Genomic DNA, 15918 nt, shown 5'->3' with positions numbered 1-15918 from the left:
GAACAAACACCATGTCCCCCAACGATTCTTTCATCTCCGCTCCCCGCGAAATCACTACTCCGGCCGGCCCGCGCAACGAGAACCAGCCCGCCTGGAATAAGCAGCGCGGCTCCTCAATGCCAGTCCACCGCTACCAGAGCTTCGCCCAGGAGGTCGAGCCCGTCACGCTGCCGGACCGCACGTGGCCGGATAAGAAGATTACTGTGGCCCCGCAGTGGTGCGCGGTGGATCTGCGCGATGGTAACCAGGCCCTGATTGATCCGATGTCCCCGCAGCGCAAGCACCGCATGTTCGACCTGCTGGTAGCCATGGGTTACAAGGAGATCGAAGTGGGCTTCCCCTCCGCCTCCCAAACGGACTTCGACTTTGTCCGCGAGATTATTGAGGGCAATAAGATCCCTGAAGACGTCACCATCCAGGTCTTGGTCCAGGCCCGCGAGCACCTGATCCGCCGCACCTTCGAGGCGTGCCAGGGCGCGAAGAACGTCATCGTGCACTTCTACAACTCCACCTCGAAGCTGCAGCGCCGCGTGGTATTCCGCAAGGACCGCCCGGCCATCAAGAAGCTGGCCACGGATGCCGCGGAGCTCATCAAGGGCATTGCCAAGGATTACCCGGACACCAATTGGCGCTGGGAGTACTCTCCGGAATCCTTCACGGGAACCGAACTGGACTTCGCCGTCGAGGTCTGCGATGCCGTCGTCGACATCATGGAGGCCACCCCGGACAACCCCATGATCATCAACCTGCCGTCCACGGTGGAGATGATTAGCCCGAACGTGTACGCCGACCAGATCGAGTGGATGCACCGCAACTTTGCCAAGCGTGACTCCATCATCCTGTCACTGCACCCCCATAACGATCGCGGCGAAGGCATCGCCGCCGCCGAGCTGGGCTACATGGCCGGCGCAGATCGCATTGAAGGCTGCCTGTTTGGCAACGGTGAGCGTACCGGCAACGTAGACATCGTCACGCTGGGTCTGAATATGCTCACCCAGGGCGTGGACCCGCAGATCGATTTCTCCGATCTGCCCAAGATCCGCGAGACGGTCGAGTACTGCAACCAGCTGCGTGTACCGGAGCGCCACCCCTACGGCGGCGAACTGGTATTCACGGCCTTCTCCGGCTCCCACCAGGATGCCATCAACAAGGGCCTGGATGCCCTGGCCCAGGAAGTGCGCCCCGGCGCCAACAACACCGAGGTGTCGTGGGAGGAACTGCAGGAAACCACCTGGGAGGTTCCTTACCTGCCCATCGACCCGAAGGATGTCGGCCGCGATTACCAGGCAGTCATCCGCGTCAACTCGCAGTCCGGCAAGGGCGGCGTAGCCTACATCATGAAGACCGACCACGGCATTAATATGCCGCGCGCCATGCAGGCAGAGTTCTCCTCCGTAGTCCAAGCGGTGACAGACGCCGAAGGTGGCGAGGTCAACTCCAAGAACATGTGGGACATCTTCGCCAACGAATTCCTGGAGCGCACCTCCCCGCTGGAGCTGGTCTCCTTCCAGGTGGACAACTCCACCACAGAGGGCGAGGACGCCAGGGTTACCGCGACCATCGTCTTCAACGGTGAGAAGCGCGTTGTCTCCGGCATCGGCAACGGCCCCATCGCCGCATACGCTAATGCCCTGGAGGACGTCGGAATTGATTTCGAAGTCATTGACTACTCCCAGCAATCCCGCACCTCCGGTGACGATGCGGAGGCGGCCTGCTACATCGCCGCCGAGGTTAACGGTGCCCAGGTATGGGGCGCAGGCATCGCTGGATCCACCACGCGCGCGTCCATCAACGCGATTACGTCCGCAGTCAACCGCGCAGACTAAGCCAGGCAAAGCCAGGCTAAACAACAGTGCAGCTAGGGAGGGAGGAGCAAGTTCCTCCCTCCCAGCACCCGAGCTTCAAGCTATGTGCGCAAATTCCTGGTCACAATATCCTGCTGAATGCGCTTTCTTGTAGGCCAAAACTCAGAACGATATAGTAAAGCAGCATAACTGCACTGCAATAAAGATTTTTCAAACATTTCGTACGGCTAGTCAGCGCTTCAGTCCGGGCTCCGGCATTCCCAATGCTCACGGCAGACCCGCCCAGCCGCATGTATCCGACGTGGTCCACTCAGCGAAGGCGAGCAATATGACGGTCACTAACTATGTGGTTCCTCACCACGGGTTTGGCACACCGCGTCGCCTGACGGTTGACACCGTAAACCCGGAGATATTCCTGCAGCTGCTATCGCTAGCTGAAAGCAGTCATCTCCCCGTCACTTTGAGTGGACACTCAAGTACTGGATTCCGCGTCCAACACGACGAAGACATCGTGGGCGTGATCCCCGCCTCCCAAGCCGCTGATTACACGGAGCTGGACTGGATCATCGGTGCGGGGCTGAACCCACAAGCCACCGCAGAGATCACACTCCGCGAGGATGCGGCGGAAGAAACCATTCCTGCTTTCGAGGTCCTCCTCCCAGAGCCTGGCCTGTGCGTGCCGCTCAATATTCCCCCGGCTCAGCGGTGGGGCATGCTCAGTGGCCAGCACGCCTTGCACATCACCGAGTTTGCAGTCCCGTCCAGTTCCCTGCCGACGCACCCTGCGCACCTCCTTGTGCGTTTGACCAACAACCGACACTTTTTCCGTCGCTCCATCGAGGTTCACCTTGATGACGAACTCGTCGCCACTATTCCGCGGGAGCGGGCTCCATGGTTGAGCGACACCATCGCGGGATTCAATCACGAGGGACTCATCGCAGTTGCCCGTGCATATTTCATATCGGATGGACAACCAACCCTCACCGTCTATTCCGAGGAAGGCACACCGGAAAGCCACTTCGCCGTGGGGACCGCCGGTATCATCGCTGCCGCCGCGGGCGCAGCGGCCGTGCAGGTCGCCAACACTGGCAAGGCACACGCAGCCAACCTGCCAGCCGGCGGATTTGAGGCGACCGGCGCAGCGAAGACCGCCGGTACTGCTGCCACGCAGAGTGCACAAGCCCTGTCCCTCAACTCTGCCGGGGCGGTTGCCGTGACCGGAACAAAGATCGCTGCGGCTAGCACTGGGCTCAAGTTAGCTTGTGCCGCCGGCGTTGCCGTCGTGGTCGGCGGGGCTGCGAACTTCGTATCTTCCGGGAATTCTTCAGGTTCTTCCCACGATCACCTCGCCGAATCGGCCTTTGAGGAAAACACCCTCGTTGTGTCCACTTCACACTCTGCCGATGCTGACGCCGCTGAGGACAAAACCTCCGACGTCGCGGACACTGCGGACACTGTGACTGCAGACGCCCACCTCCCCGAGGAGCGGACTGATACAGACGCTGCGCAAGCGCTTAGCTCGACTGATTTTTCCGAGTCCATAGAGCCTACAGAACCAGCAGAACCCACGGAGCCCGCTGAGCCCACTGAGCCCACGGAACGTACACCACTGCCCGCTGCCGAGGAGGCTTCTACGTCACCGCACGCGGATCACCTGCCGCATACAGCACCGACAACAACACCTCGGACCACCGATCCCAGTTCCAGCCCTAGGAGCACCGAAAACAGCACAGAATCAACCACTTCGCATGAGGTCAGTCGCTCCGCAGAGCCGCCAACCACCACGCACCCGCTGAGCACTACTCCGCGGCCGCGCACGACGCCGCCGATCCACGTGCCCCGCCCCACCCCACAAACTCAGGCGACCCCGTCGCCGACTGTGGTGACGACTACACCGAAGACACCGGCTGAACCCACGCCCTCCACGTCAAAGGCTGCTCCCACCACCACTCCGGTGGGCGAGGAACGAACCACGCCTCACGACGAACCAACTGGCCCGAGCACGCCGCCGGCCACCACCAAGCCCAAGCCCAAGCCAACTAGCAAGCCCAAGCCCACCACTCAGCCTCAGCCCACCAGAAAGCCCGAGCCGACTAAAGAGCCCGAGCCCAGCCGCGAGCCTGACCCCACTCCCGAGCAATCCGACCGTGGCGGCTGGGTCATCATCATCGACTTTGGCTAGCCCGCAGCGCGCTTACCTTCACCGCGATTCAGTGGAGACAACCCCCTTCACGTGTGCCCTTTCCAGCTTCCTCGCAGTTGGGTACTAAACTGTGAACAATGACTACGACACCCGGCCCCACCGAGCCTGCAGCGCAGCCCAGCGCTGCAGAGACGCCGGCCGCGGCGTCACCACACACCGGCGCCCCTAAGCCGGGCCCGCGCCCCCACCAGGCAGATAAAAAGCAGACCGATAGGGAGCACAGGGCCTCTGCCCGCGAGGAAGCTCTCGCCGCCTTTCCCTACGTGGCGCTGACCATCCAAACCACCGGAATCCACCCTTCGACCGGCCGCCTGCTCACCGTGGATGCGTTGACCCTCAACGCCGCTGGGGAGATCGGCCAGGAATTCCACGCCGTCATCAACCCAGGCGCAGACCCCGGACCGCGGCACCTCCACGGGTTAAGCGTCGAAGAAATCCAGGCTGGGCAGTCTTTCTCCATGCTGCTCAAGCCCCTGGACCGGCTCATTGATGGCCGCACCCTCATCGTCCACGACACCCCTTATACCTGGGGATTCATCGTCTCCGAAGCGCGCCGTGCGATGACCGCCGCTGCCCGCCAGAACCGCGCGCGCAATCGCAACCGGGGCAAGGGCCGACGCCGCCGCTTCAAGGTGGGACACGTCCCCACCCCAATCGCCATCATGGATACTCTCGCCACCGCCCGCCGCCAAAGCGTGTGGGGCACCGACATCCGCTTGGCGGCCGTCGCGCGTGACACCGGCCTTTCTGCGTCCGACCCCACGGCCAGCGTCGAACGTGCACAGAGAACAGAAAAAGATACCTCCCGCGAAGCAACCCGCCTGCTCGTGGATCTCTACCGCGCGCAAAGCGCCGGCCCACTCAGCAGCGCCACACCGGATGACCTGCGAGCGGATCGTTTTGGGCTGCAGCGCTCCCACGTCCGCGTCGACGCCGCCGAGGCTCCTCGCCAGCACCACAACCCCGGTCCGTATGTGCCCGGCAAGGAGCTCATCCGCGGCATGGAGATCGTCGTGGCCCCGGAGATCACCGAGGATCCCGACACCATCATTGCCGCACTCGCCCGGGAAGAGCTCAACTACTCGGAAAAACTCACCCGGGAGACTTCCCTGGTGGTCTGCAATATCACCACGGACCTCGTGGGCAAGCCCATGCATGCCCACCGCAAGAACATTCCCCTGATGTCCGACACCGCTTTCCTCGCCGCCCTCGAGCGCATCGAGGAACCCACGGAGCCAGAAGAGCAGTCCGCATCTGGTGGGGCGGGCAACTCAGGGAAGCGCCAGGGCGAGGGACGCTCCGGTGGGCAGTCCAACCGCAACCGCTCCACGAACAAGAATCGCCGTCGCTCCCGCCGTAAATCTTCCGGTAATCATCAGCCCGCTAAACAAGGGCACAACGATAAGAAGAACCAGAACCCTTCAACCGAGGGTTCCGCAGGCGACAAACCTGCTCACTCGGGCTCGCCTACCAACCAAGGTTCGCAGGGCTCTGGCAACAACAACCGAAACAAAGGCGGAAACCACGGGCGTCGGCGTCGCCGACGCGGTGGACGCGGCCGCCGCGGTAATGGCAACCAACAGGGCCAACAAAACTCGGGACACAACCGCTCCCGCAACACCGATAGCTAGCGTCCCCCGACTACCCTGGGGAACATGAATTTTAACTTCCGAAGCGCGTTCTCCTCCGCGCGCACTGCGGTTGCCACCACCGCTGCGACGCTGGCTACCACTGCCTCGCGCGCCACGGGCCGCGGCGCCGGCGGCATGATTGGCGGGCTCATCGCCAACGCCATCGACCCCACCATCATGCAGAACCTAGCCAAGCAGCGCCCAGCCATCCTGGTCACCGGAACCAACGGCAAGTCCACGACCACGCGCATGCTGGCCGCCGCAGTGCGCGCCGAACACACCGTGGCCACCAACGATGGCGGCGACAACATGGATGCGGGAATCATCTCCGCGCTCTTGGCCGGCAAAGATGCGAGCCATCTAGTACTTGAGGTCGACGAGCTCCACGTTCCCCACGTCGCGGATAATCTCAACCCCACCGCGCTGGTGCTGCTGAACCTTTCCCGCGATCAGCTGGACCGCGTGGGCGAAATTAACAAGATCGAGCGGGCCCTGCGCGGCGCAGTCGAGGCACACCCGGACATGCTCATCATCGCCAACTGCGATGACGTGCTCATGACCTCCGTAGCCTATGACGCGAAGAACGTCATCTGGGTTTCCGCGGGTGCCGGCTGGATGGGTGAATCCGTCACTTGCCCGCGCACCGGTGGGCACATCGTGCGCGAGGGCGAAGATTGGCACGCGGTGAAGCCGCTTGCCGACGGCCGTGAGTTCCGCCGCCCCACACCCACCTGGGCAGTGACGGAGGACGGGCTGGTGAGCCCAGAGGGCGTCGATAAGCTCCAGCTTTCGCTGCCGGGGCAAGCCAATCGCGGCAATGCCGCCCAAGCCGTCGCTGCTGCCGTGGAGGCCTTCGGTGTGGACCGCCACAAGGCTATCGCTGCTGCGGAAGGCGTCGATGATGTGGCCGGGCGCTATTCCACCGTCACGCTAGGAAACCGCACCATCCGCCTGCTCCTGGCGAAGAACCCCGCCGGCTGGCAGGAGGCGCTGTCCATGGTGGACCGCGACGCTGATGGCCTGGTCATCGCCACTAACGGCCACGTGGCCGACGGTATTGATATGTCCTGGCTCTGGGACGTGCGCTTCGAAGATTTCGAAGACATCCCCGTCAAGGCAGCCGGCGAGCGCGGCACGGATCTGGCCGTGCGTTTGGTCTACGCAGATATCTCGCACGAGCTCATTCCGGATCCCCTCACCGCTATTCAATCCTGCCCGGAAGGCCGCATCGAGGTCTTGGCCAACTACACCGCCTTCCGTGATCTGAAGAAGGCCCTCACCGCCGCAGCAGCAAAGGAGCACTCGAATGACTAGCCTGCAGATTGGCCTCATCCTCCCCGACATCCTGGGCACCTACGGCGATGACGGCAACGCCCTCGTGCTGCGCCAGCGCGCCCGCATGCGCGGCCACGAGGCTGAGATCGTGCCCATCAAGCTGGGTGAGCCAGTGCCGGAGTCCCTCGACGTCTACACCCTGGGCGGCGGCGAGGACACCGCGCAGATCCTCGCCGCGGAGCACCTCATCGCTGACGGTGGCCTCACCCGTGCGGCGGCCGCGAAGCGCCCAATTCTGGCGATTTGCGCAGGCCTGCAGGTGCTCGGCGAGTCCTTCCGTGCGTCCGGTCGCGTGGTGGATGGCGTGGGGCTTATCGACGCCACCACTGCCTCCATGGCCGAGCGTGCCATCGGCGAGGTAGCCACCGAACCAACCAAGGCCGGCATCACCGCTGAGCTCACCGAACCACTCACCGGTTTTGAGAACCACATGGGCGCCACCATCCTGGGGCCTGCCGCCCAACCACTGGGAACGCTCACGCGCGGAACCGGCAATGCGGATACCGCCGCCATCCTGGACCTCTCCGACAGGGCCGTCCAGCGCGGCGCCGAGGGCGCGGTGCAGGGCAGCGTTATCGCCACCTACATGCACGGTCCGGTCCTGGCACGCAACCCGCAGCTGGCGGACCTGCTGCTGGCCAAGGCCATGGGAGTCGCGCTCAGCGAACTTGAGCCCTTGAACATCCCCGCCATTGATCAGCTGCGCACCGAGCGCTTTAACGCCTCGGAGCCGCCGCGCTCGCAGCGCTAGATATCAACAGAAGTAACTAACTGAACCTATTGACCAGAATCTTCGGTACACGGTACAGTAAGCAACGGACGCACCAAGGTGCTCCGCTTCCGAAGCTCGTGTGAACAACACGAGCTTTCGCGTATCCAGGGGGGAAGATGTACATCGGATATTTTGACGAATTTGGACATAACGGGGCCTACGTCTCCCGCACCGATCCGAATTATAAAACTCACCCCGTTTTTGGAATTGGTGGGTTCATTATCCCAGCCGACAATATTCGGCAGCTCTCAGGAGCATTTCGCAGAATTAAAGAACGCGGACTCAAAGCCGAAATTGACGCTAAGGTCATCGCGAAAGGTCGCCCTGTAGAACGCTGGGAAAAGAAAGGGGCCGCGCTTCTGACGACACAGAACGTAAAGAAATACCGTGAAGTCCGAAGCATGATAAACCGCGTACTCAACACACTTGAGAAACTCAACGCACAAATCATTTTCTACGGCCAAGAAAAGCCACGGGGCACCAACGAAGATACTGGCGAAGACGAACGATCACGTTATGACCACGCCATGAAACAACTTATTCGGCGTGTCAATTGGTCGCTAGCTGAAAACCAACGGCATCTCATGGTGCTCGACAAGCAGGGGCCCAAAGAACGTATGGATATCTTCGCATCAAGCGCCGCGTTTATGTTCTCCCACCAAGATGCAGACAAACTCCTTGAACCACCGCTCGAAGTAGAAAGCCATCTTTACCAAACAGTTCAGTGCGCAGATTGGTTCTGTGCCCTACTTGGAAGAATTTCAGCCTACAAATATGACCCAGATTTCAAGGATTTCGACTGGGCAATCAAGTATTTCGGAAACAGACTAGCCCATGCGAGTAGTCCCCACAGCAAGATTCGTGCTGCGGGCACTGGTCGGGACGTTTATGCGAATCATCTTGGCAGCTACCGCAGTTGTTTTTCCACAACCGAAATCCCCATGAGTCCTACCGATATGGAAGCTCTGGAGAAAAAGTTCAACGGTTAATTCTCTATTTTCTGAAGCGCCGGTTTAAACCGTTAGGCGGCCGCTCAACGCACGCGAAAGCGTCAGCTCATCGACAAACTCGAGGTCGCCTCCCAGCGGCATGCCGGAAGCTAGGCGCGTGATCTTCAGTCCCGGGAAGTCTCGTAGCAGGCGCACGAGGTAGGCCGCGGTGGCCTCGCCTTCGGTGTTGGGATCGGTGGCGAGGATGACTTCGGTGATGTCCGGGGAGTCGTCGTAAAGCGGCTTCTCCGGGGTGGAATCCGCCAGCTCTCGGTCCGGTAGTACGCCGCCGAGACGCTGGAGTAGTTGCGAGATGTTGAGGTCCTTCGGGCCCACGTTCGCCAGCGGGTCGAGCGCGCCACCCAGCACATGGTAGCGGCCATCGTATTCGCCGGTGCGCTCGATAACCTGGATGTCCTTGGGCTCTTCCACCACGCAGATGGTGGAAGCATCGCGCTGCGAATTGATGCAAATGCGGCAGACTTCCTCGCGGGAAATATTGCAGCAGATGCGGCAGAAGGTCACCCCATCACGCACTGCTCCCAGCGCCTTCTGGAGGCGGTCAATCTCCTCTGGGTCTTGATGCAGCACATGGAAGGCGATGCGTTGCGCTGACTTCGGGCCAATACCCGGCAGGCGCGAGAACTCATCGATGAGATCCTGCAGAGGTCCTTCAAACACGCAATGCTCCCCTCACTCAACAATCCCCTCAGCCCTAGCGGCTGGAGACACAACAAAAGGCCGCGCCGCCCTCCACGAAGAGAGCAACGACGGCCTTTAAGTCTAACGCGCGGTTTACTGGTTACCGCCGAAGACATCCTGGAAGGACGGACCATCGTAGTTCTGCTGGGACTGGCCCATGCCCTGGGACAGCGGGCCGATCTTCTCCTGGGCCAGGCGGCCCGCAGCAGCGTGGGCCTCCTTGAAGGCGCCAACGATGAGGTCCTGGAGAGTATCGATATCCTCCGGGTCCACAACAGACTTGTCGATGGTGACGCTCTCCAGCTCAGCGCCGCCGGTCATGGTGACCTTCACCAGGCCATTGCCAGCGCTGCCCTCAACGGTGGCGGCCAGGATTTCCTTTTGAGCCTTCTCCAGCTCAGCCTGGACGCGGGCGGCCTGCGCCAGGATCTCGTTCATGTCATTTGCCTGCTGCATCGGGTCGTTCTCAGTCATGCTAATAATCCTTTCACACGGTTATTTTCACTACGGGCCAAGTGTACAGATGCCACGCTAGAGCCGCCGCGCTCCCAACTCCTGTGCGAGGAGCTCCATCGCGACTTCCGTGGCATTGCGGTGGTCCATCTCGCCGGCATTCTGCGCGGCCTCCATCATCTCGCGCTCCTCATCCGCGCGGGTATATTCCGGCTGCGGAGCGGGAGCTTGCTGAGGCGCAGGCTGTTGCGGCGCGGCAGGCGCTTGGCCTGCGCTTTCCGACGACCCACTCGCCCCTGCCGGCGGACCGTACTCCTCCGGTGGGGCTTCGAATTCGCCGTCCTCCGGGCCTGGCTCGGGTGGCAGCGGAACGCCGTTGCCAAACTTGGGAACCCTGGCAAATTCCTCATCGCGCTGGGCCGCTACTTGGCTCGCTTGCGCGATGCGTGATCGCCATTGGCTACCACGGGCCTCCCTCTTTGGGGGCACCGTCGCCCCGCGTGGGGCGACGTCCGGTCGCTGCGGTTCTGCCGGCGGCTGCGACTCATCGGCCTCACGCGGCTGCTCCGTCGTCGTTTTAGACGACGGACCTTGCTGCCCGATCCGGCGCGGCGTGCCCCACGGGTCATCGCTAGCGTTGCTGGGTTCCTTCGCCTCGGACTCGCTGGGCTTCTCTGATTCTTCAGATCCTGTTGCGGCCGCGGAAGCTGGCGCAGTTTCGGAAGAGTGCGAATCAGTAGCGTTGTACGGAGTCTCCGGACTCTCTGCCTCCTCGTCGGGTTCGGCGGCCTCACGTTGTGGTTGGTTGGGGTTCCACTGGGTGCGCTGAACTGGCTCAGCCACCGTGAAACCGTGCGCCTTCGGGTCGGTACCAATGACACAAGTGACCTTCAGGTTACGGTTGAGCTCCTCCTTGAGGACGGTCACGATGACTTCATTGGTGCCCGGCGAATTGATACGTTCTGCCAGCGCGCCGGTGGTGTGTCCAAGGACAAGGGTGTCATCACGCACGCCGAGGACACGGGCTTCGGCGAGCATGATTTCAGCGACTTTATTGCGGCGCCCAATCGTCGCCCGCAGGTCAGCCCAACGCCCGCGAATCTCCACGGCTGGCTCCTGAGGCTGCTCGGGCTCAGGATGCTGTTCTTGTGGCTGTCCTTGAGCCTGTTCTTGCCGTTCTTGTTGTTCCGGCTGTTCCGCTTGCTGTGGTTGTTCCTGTTGCTGGCGCTCAGGCTGCTCTGGCTTCGGCTCAGGCTGCGCTTCCGACTGTGCAGGGCGCTCCGGCGCCTGGGGCTGCGTGGCCTCGGGGGCTGGGGTCTGCTGCGCCTGCGGGGCTGCTTCTTGAGTCCTTTCGGACTGCTGTGATTGCTGTTGCTGAGCTTCTTGCTGTGCTGCCTGACGGCTGCGACGCTGCGCGATGATGGCCGCGGCGGCGGCCGCCGGATCCTGAGCGCTGGCGACCGCAGATTGCTGGCGCTGCGCAGGCGCGGAGCTCTGCCCCGCGGGTGCGGAAGGCTGTGCCCCCGCACTTTGCGGCAAGGCACTGGGTACCTGACCGGCAGCTGCCGACGCGGGGGCGGAGCCAACGATCAGGTGGGCACAGAGGATTTCTAGAAGTAGGCGCGGGGACGTCGCACCCCGCAGGGAGGACACGCGCTCGTTGACGGTTTCCGCCAAGTAAGCCAGCTGCGAACCGGAGAAACGCTGCGCCTGGGCGGTAAGGACCTCCCCGCGATCAGTCGGCGCCGAGACCAGACCTTCCTCCAATGCGGAAGGCACGGCTTGCAGGATCATCAGATCCCGCAAGCGATCCAACAGGTCGATGGCAAAGCGGCGAGGTTCGTGGCCGGCTTCAATGACATCGTCGACAAGCCGGAAAAGCCCCGCCTTGTCCTGACTAGCCAGGGCATCCACCGTATTATCCAACAACCCCACGTCCGTAACGCCCAGAAGCGGGCGGGCTACCTCGTAGGTCAATCCATCGGGGCCGGCACCCGCCAACAGCTGGTCCAGGATGGACAACGTATCACGCGGCGAACCGCCGCCGGCCTGGATGACCATGGGGTACACGGTGTCATCCACGTGGACGTTCTCCGACGCCACGGTGCGCTCCAGCAGCCCCTTCATCGCCGGCGGGGTCAGCAGGCGGAAGGGGTAGTGGTGGGTACGCGAACGGATGGTGCCGATGATCTTTTCCGGCTCCGTCGTGGCGAAGATAAAGATCACGTGCTCCGGTGGCTCCTCGACAACCTTGAGCAAAGCATTCGCGCCTGAGGCGGAAATCATGTGGGCCTCATCGATGATGAAGATACGGTAGCGCGACTCCGCCGGCGCGTAGTAGGCGCGATCACGCAACTCGCGCATATCCTCCACACCGTTGTGGGAGGCGGCGTCGAGCTCCGTGACGTCGAGGTTGCCCGGCCCACCCGGGGCCAGCGAGACGCAAGAGTCACACTGCCCGCACGGCGTTGACGTTGGCCCCTGCTCACAGTTCAGTGAGCGAGCCATGATGCGCGCAGACGACGTCTTTCCGCAGCCACGCGGGCCGGAAAAGAGGTACGCATGGTTAATGCGCCCTGCGTCGAGGGCAGCGGATAAAGGCGTGGTGACCTGCTCTTGGCCTACCACTTCCGCGAAGGTTGCTGGACGATATTTCCGGTAAAGAGCCACGGTTAGTCAGTGTAGCGTTTCATCCCGACACGTCACTCCGAGCGCTGCCAATCCAACAGATCGATGCCTTGTTCAGCCACCGCTTGTTGCAGCGCCGGCACGCCTTCCTCGACGGCATAGGCATACTCGGCGTCGCTCAGCATGAGCAACTGGCACACCAGCGTTAGGCGGCCCTCCTCCGCCACCTGCGGGGTCTGGCCGCCCCACAGGTACGGGGCAATGAGCATGCCGTGGCGCACGTTCAAGTGGGCGAAGCGCTCATCGTCTTCGGCAAAGAGCTTGGGCAAGAGCAGGCCCGGTTGCGCGGGCAATAAGCCTGCGGCTTCCGTGAGCAACGCTGCCGCAGCGCTCACCGCAGCGGCAACCTCCGGTTGGCCGGTGCGTGCAACGGTAAGCAGCTCGCAGCGCACATCAATCCCCTGCTCGGCATGCGCCAGCCCGGTATCGACATCAGCGAAGCCACACGTAACCGCGAGGGACTGCTTACCCTCCAGCGAGGCTAAGCCCAAACGCTGCCCCTCGACGTTTCTGAACTCGAGGTCAGCCGGGATGATCTGGTCGAGCCAGTAGGCCGTCTCGTCGGAGTTGATTGCCTTATGCCCCCAGCTTCTCTAGTGCGGCGAGCAGCACACAGGTGGCCACGCCATCCATCGCTGCCTCGACTTCTTCCTGCGGCGGCAGGGATGGCGCCAGGCGAATGTTGTGGTCCTTGGCGTCCTCACCGTACGGGAAGGCAGAGCCAGCCTGGGTCAGGAGAATACCGGCGTCACGGGCCAGCTCCCACACGCGGGTCGCGGTGCCGTCCATCACGTTGAGGGAGATGAAGTAACCGCCCTTGGGGTGGGTCCAGTCCGCGATCTCATGGTGGGTGAGGTTCTTATCCAGGATGCGAAGAACCGCCTCGAACTTCGGCGCCAGCAGCGCAGCGTGGCGGCGCATGATTGCTCGCACGCCCTCGGCCGAACCGAAGAACTCGTAGTGCGCAAGCTGGTTGATCTTGTTCGGGCCAATGCCGCGGATACCGGCGTGCTCCAAGTACCACTCGAGGTTGTCTTCGGAGGAGCCGAAGAAGCTCACACCGGAACCGGCGAAGGTGATCTTCGACGACGAAGACATAGCCCAGAAGCGGTCCGGGTTTCCTTCCTGTTCCGCGATCTCCAGAATCGGCAGAACCTCCGGGAAGTCCTCGGTCAGCGTGTGCACGGCATAAGCGTTATCCCACACGATGCGGAAGTCCGGTGCGCCGGTCTCCATCGCTGCAAGGCGGCGGGTCTTCTCTTCCGAAATGACAGCGCCCGAAGGGTTGGAGAACATCGGCACGACCCACATGCCCTTAACCTGCGGGTCCTTGGCCAGTTCCTCCACTGCTTCGATGTCCGGGCCATCTTCTTCCATCGGTACCGTAACCAGCTCGAACCCGAAGGACTCCGTGATGGCAAAGTGGCGGTCATAACCCGGGGTGGGGCAGAGCCACTTGATGGTCCCTTCCTTGGACCACGGCTTCTCAGAGCTGTTGGTGCCAAAGGTGTAGGCCCACAGGATGAGGTCATACATGATGTTGAGGGAGGAAGAATCCGCCGCGACGAGGAGCTCCGGATCCATGTTGGTGAGCTTGCCCCACAGATCACGCAGCTCCTTGATGCCCTTCTGGTTGCCGTAGTTGCGCAGGTCATTGCCGGCGGCATCGGTGTAGTGACCGCGGCCCGGCAGGACGAGCAGATCATTGGACAGATCAAGCTGGGCCTTGGACGGCTTACCGCGGGTCAAGTCAAGATCCAACCCCTCAGCCTTGAGGGCCTCATAGTCCTTGCGCACCTGCGCGGCAAGCTCATCAAGCTCGGACTTTTCAAGATTAAGAAGAGACATCCGTCTTCCTTCCGGGACGTAGTGCGGGCATATGGCAACCATACTAACGCCCCGTCACATCCCCCGTGTGATGGCATACATACAAAAAGGGGACCCCGCGCACCCGCCAGAGCCTCCTGACCCTTGCTGCATTCCTGCCCTGGGGGAGTTCAGAGGATGGACGCCACGCGGAATCCTGCGGTCTAGCCTAGCGCGCCTTGCGTGTCGACGCCAAACCGCTCCCCCACCACCCAGCTCCCACTCCGTTTCCACGCGCACTCCCCACCTCAAGCCACTAAATTCTTAAGTTTTTCGCCCTGACCTGGCGATTTTGCTTCATTAGAGGGCTCATGTAATGTTTTCCAGCGGAGGATTCGACTAGCGGCCTATGTCACACGCCTGGAACGCGTGCGGGAGTCACATCCCTCAGGGGTTCAAATCCCCTATCCTCCGCCATTGGGAAGTCCCCCGGATGTCATCATCCGGGGGACTTCTTCTTTATGCACAGGTGGGGCCGATTTCACCACGTATAGAACTCCAGAATGTTTCCGTCTGGATCCGAAATGTAGGCGGAATAAGAACCCCATGGCATTTTCTTGGGTGAGGCAGAAGCCTCACGATAGGAATCTGGAAGTTGGCTCCAGTACTCGTCGACGTCCTCGACAGAGAATTGGATTACGGCTCCGCCGGGGGTTGCCGGACTCGTGTTAGTGGCTGAAGCAAAAACTGAAGAATCGAATACGCCAATTACGCTGTCATCAAACGACACTTCAAAATATCCTTCTTCAGCAGACAACGGCTTTACTTCGGAGTTTGGAAGTTGATGGTAAAACTCCCATGAGGCTTCGATATTGCGGGTCAAGAGTGTCAAATGATCAAATCGCATGATTGGCATAACCTTTCTCGCTGGACCAAAGATTTGTTGCGATTATTCCAAATCCCCTTTGCACGTGTGCGGTTTTAGAAATCGAGGCTATTGGATTCTTCATGCGATGACGTGAAGCCTTCAAGCAAAGGAACCAAAGTAAAGGCACCATTTGCGGGGATCGATCCGAAAACCCCTAGTGATTGCATGCGAATCTTTGCATAAGGTGTCAGTACTTTGGTTCCTTTGCGGCTGGGCACTCGAGCTGGGCACCCCATCGAACGCTCACAGCTGCACACCCCTACTCGAACTCGGGTGCCTCCACGCCATCTTCCTTGAGCCACTCCACGTGTGGCGGGGTGTTCATGCCCCACTCGGTGCGGGCAAGCAGGAAGGCCTCGTCCACCTCGGCCTCGTCATAGCCGCCATCGCGCAGGTACTGGCGGAACCCGTTGGGGCCCGGTTCTTTGATCCACAGCCACACGTAGTCATCCAGCGTGCTGTCCCCCAGGATGTCCTCCATGCCCGCCGGCAGCAGCCTGCGCCCGGCGCGCACGCGCTCTTCTAGATCCTCTTCGAAGAAGTCATAGAGGTAGTCCAGGCCGTCTTCCAGCTGGGCATACTCAAAAGCTTCCATGCTGCTCCGAT

Annotated in this window: 12 protein-coding genes, 1 tRNA gene, 1 other RNA gene and 1 pseudogene; 7 read left to right on the top strand and 8 right to left on the bottom strand. The window is 61.6% G+C overall.

The genetic code is table 11. The features are described 5' to 3' along the window. Positions 1-11 precede the first annotated feature (11 nt). The 6 genes and pseudogenes from leuA to RDN59_RS02630 all read left to right on the top strand — a co-directional run bounded on the left by leuA (position 12) and on the right by RDN59_RS02630 (position 8735). Entirely contained in the window at positions 12-1826 is a 1815-nt protein-coding gene (leuA, locus tag RDN59_RS02655) for a 2-isopropylmalate synthase (protein ID WP_308606470.1), read from the top strand. A 307-nt stretch (positions 1827-2133) separates the two neighbouring features. Next, complete coding sequence (locus RDN59_RS02650; RefSeq protein WP_308606469.1) at positions 2134-3987, top strand: hypothetical protein; 1854 nt, start codon at positions 2134-2136, stop codon at positions 3985-3987. Between the two features lie 98 nt (positions 3988-4085). Then, a pseudogene (locus tag RDN59_RS02645) lies at positions 4086-5252 on the top strand (DNA polymerase III subunit epsilon); the annotation flags it as partial. Between the two features lie 411 nt (positions 5253-5663). Further along, the gene (locus RDN59_RS02640; protein WP_308606467.1) at positions 5664-6953 is read left to right on the top strand and encodes a MurT ligase domain-containing protein; all 1290 of its coding nucleotides are present in this window, start codon (positions 5664-5666) and stop codon (positions 6951-6953) included. Continuing rightward, positions 6946-7725 carry a glutamine amidotransferase gene (locus tag RDN59_RS02635; RefSeq protein ID WP_308606465.1) on the top strand — a complete coding sequence of 260 codons (780 nt, stop codon included), beginning with the start codon at positions 6946-6948 and terminating at the stop codon, positions 7723-7725. The genes RDN59_RS02640 and RDN59_RS02635 overlap by 8 nt, the downstream gene beginning before the upstream one ends. 137 nt (positions 7726-7862) lie before the next feature. Next, on the top strand, positions 7863-8735 hold the full coding sequence (locus tag RDN59_RS02630) for a DUF3800 domain-containing protein (RefSeq protein ID WP_308606464.1): 873 nt from the start codon (positions 7863-7865) through the stop codon (positions 8733-8735). A 24-nt stretch (positions 8736-8759) separates the two neighbouring features. Here RDN59_RS02630 and recR read toward each other — a convergent pair whose 3' ends face one another. The 6 genes from recR to ffs form a co-directional block, all read right to left on the bottom strand. Next, positions 8760-9416, bottom strand: a complete 657-nt coding sequence (gene recR / locus RDN59_RS02625) for a recombination mediator RecR (protein WP_070731493.1) — start codon at positions 9414-9416, stop codon at positions 8760-8762. Between the two features lie 114 nt (positions 9417-9530). Then, complete coding sequence (locus tag RDN59_RS02620; RefSeq protein ID WP_308606462.1) at positions 9531-9911, bottom strand: YbaB/EbfC family nucleoid-associated protein; 381 nt, start codon at positions 9909-9911, stop codon at positions 9531-9533. 57 nt (positions 9912-9968) lie between these two features. Further along, complete coding sequence (locus tag RDN59_RS02615; protein ID WP_308606461.1) at positions 9969-12560, bottom strand: DNA polymerase III subunit gamma and tau; 2592 nt, start codon at positions 12558-12560, stop codon at positions 9969-9971. Between the two features lie 32 nt (positions 12561-12592). Continuing rightward, positions 12593-13069: a suppressor of fused domain protein gene (locus RDN59_RS02610; protein WP_308606460.1), complete on the bottom strand. Its 477-nt coding sequence runs from the start codon at positions 13067-13069 to the stop codon at positions 12593-12595. A gap of 85 nt (positions 13070-13154) precedes the next feature. After that, complete coding sequence (locus RDN59_RS02605) at positions 13155-14426, bottom strand: aminotransferase class I/II-fold pyridoxal phosphate-dependent enzyme (RefSeq protein ID WP_308606459.1); 1272 nt, start codon at positions 14424-14426, stop codon at positions 13155-13157. Positions 14427-14507: 81 nt separating this feature from the next. Continuing rightward, positions 14508-14606: signal recognition particle sRNA small type (gene ffs / locus RDN59_RS02600), an RNA gene on the bottom strand. A 166-nt stretch (positions 14607-14772) separates the two neighbouring features. Here ffs and RDN59_RS02595 point away from each other — a divergent pair. Continuing rightward, a tRNA-Ser gene (locus RDN59_RS02595) sits at positions 14773-14861 on the top strand. 64 nt (positions 14862-14925) lie between these two features. On the opposite strand, the gene RDN59_RS02590 is transcribed toward RDN59_RS02595, so the two are convergent. Together RDN59_RS02590 and RDN59_RS02585 are read right to left on the bottom strand one after the other, a co-directional pair. After that, positions 14926-15291 (bottom strand): VOC family protein, encoded by a 366-nt coding sequence (locus RDN59_RS02590; RefSeq protein WP_168167380.1) that lies wholly within the window; start codon positions 15289-15291, stop codon positions 14926-14928. Between the two features lie 280 nt (positions 15292-15571). Beyond that, positions 15572-15907 carry a hypothetical protein gene (locus RDN59_RS02585; protein WP_308606458.1) on the bottom strand — a complete coding sequence of 112 codons (336 nt, stop codon included), beginning with the start codon at positions 15905-15907 and terminating at the stop codon, positions 15572-15574. Positions 15908-15918: the final 11 nt, after the last annotated feature.

The organism is uncultured Corynebacterium sp. (assembly GCF_902489365.1).
Classification (GTDB): Bacteria; Actinomycetota; Actinomycetes; order Mycobacteriales; family Mycobacteriaceae; genus Corynebacterium.
Note: the sequence above shows the minus strand (reverse complement) of the source record. Positions and strands in the feature narration are given on the sequence as shown.

Bases quoted from the DNA above. Each gene is read 5' to 3' on its own strand.
- leuA (WP_308606470.1), top strand. From the start codon at position 12: ATGTCCCCCAACGATTCTTTCATCTCCGCTCCCCGCGAAATCACTACT.
- RDN59_RS02650 (WP_308606469.1), top strand. From the start codon at position 2,134: ATGACGGTCACTAACTATGTGGTTCCTCACCACGGGTTTGGCACACCG.
- RDN59_RS02640 (WP_308606467.1), top strand. From the start codon at position 5,664: ATGAATTTTAACTTCCGAAGCGCGTTCTCCTCCGCGCGCACTGCGGTT.
- RDN59_RS02635 (WP_308606465.1), top strand. From the start codon at position 6,946: ATGACTAGCCTGCAGATTGGCCTCATCCTCCCCGACATCCTGGGCACC.
- RDN59_RS02630 (WP_308606464.1), top strand. From the start codon at position 7,863: ATGTACATCGGATATTTTGACGAATTTGGACATAACGGGGCCTACGTC.
- RDN59_RS02620 (WP_308606462.1), bottom strand. From the start codon at position 9,911: ATGACTGAGAACGACCCGATGCAGCAGGCAAATGACATGAACGAGATC.
- RDN59_RS02605 (WP_308606459.1), bottom strand. From the start codon at position 14,426: ATGTCTCTTCTTAATCTTGAAAAGTCCGAGCTTGATGAGCTTGCCGCG.
- RDN59_RS02590 (WP_168167380.1), bottom strand. From the start codon at position 15,291: ATGCGATTTGATCATTTGACACTCTTGACCCGCAATATCGAAGCCTCA.
- RDN59_RS02585 (WP_308606458.1), bottom strand. From the start codon at position 15,907: ATGGAAGCTTTTGAGTATGCCCAGCTGGAAGACGGCCTGGACTACCTC.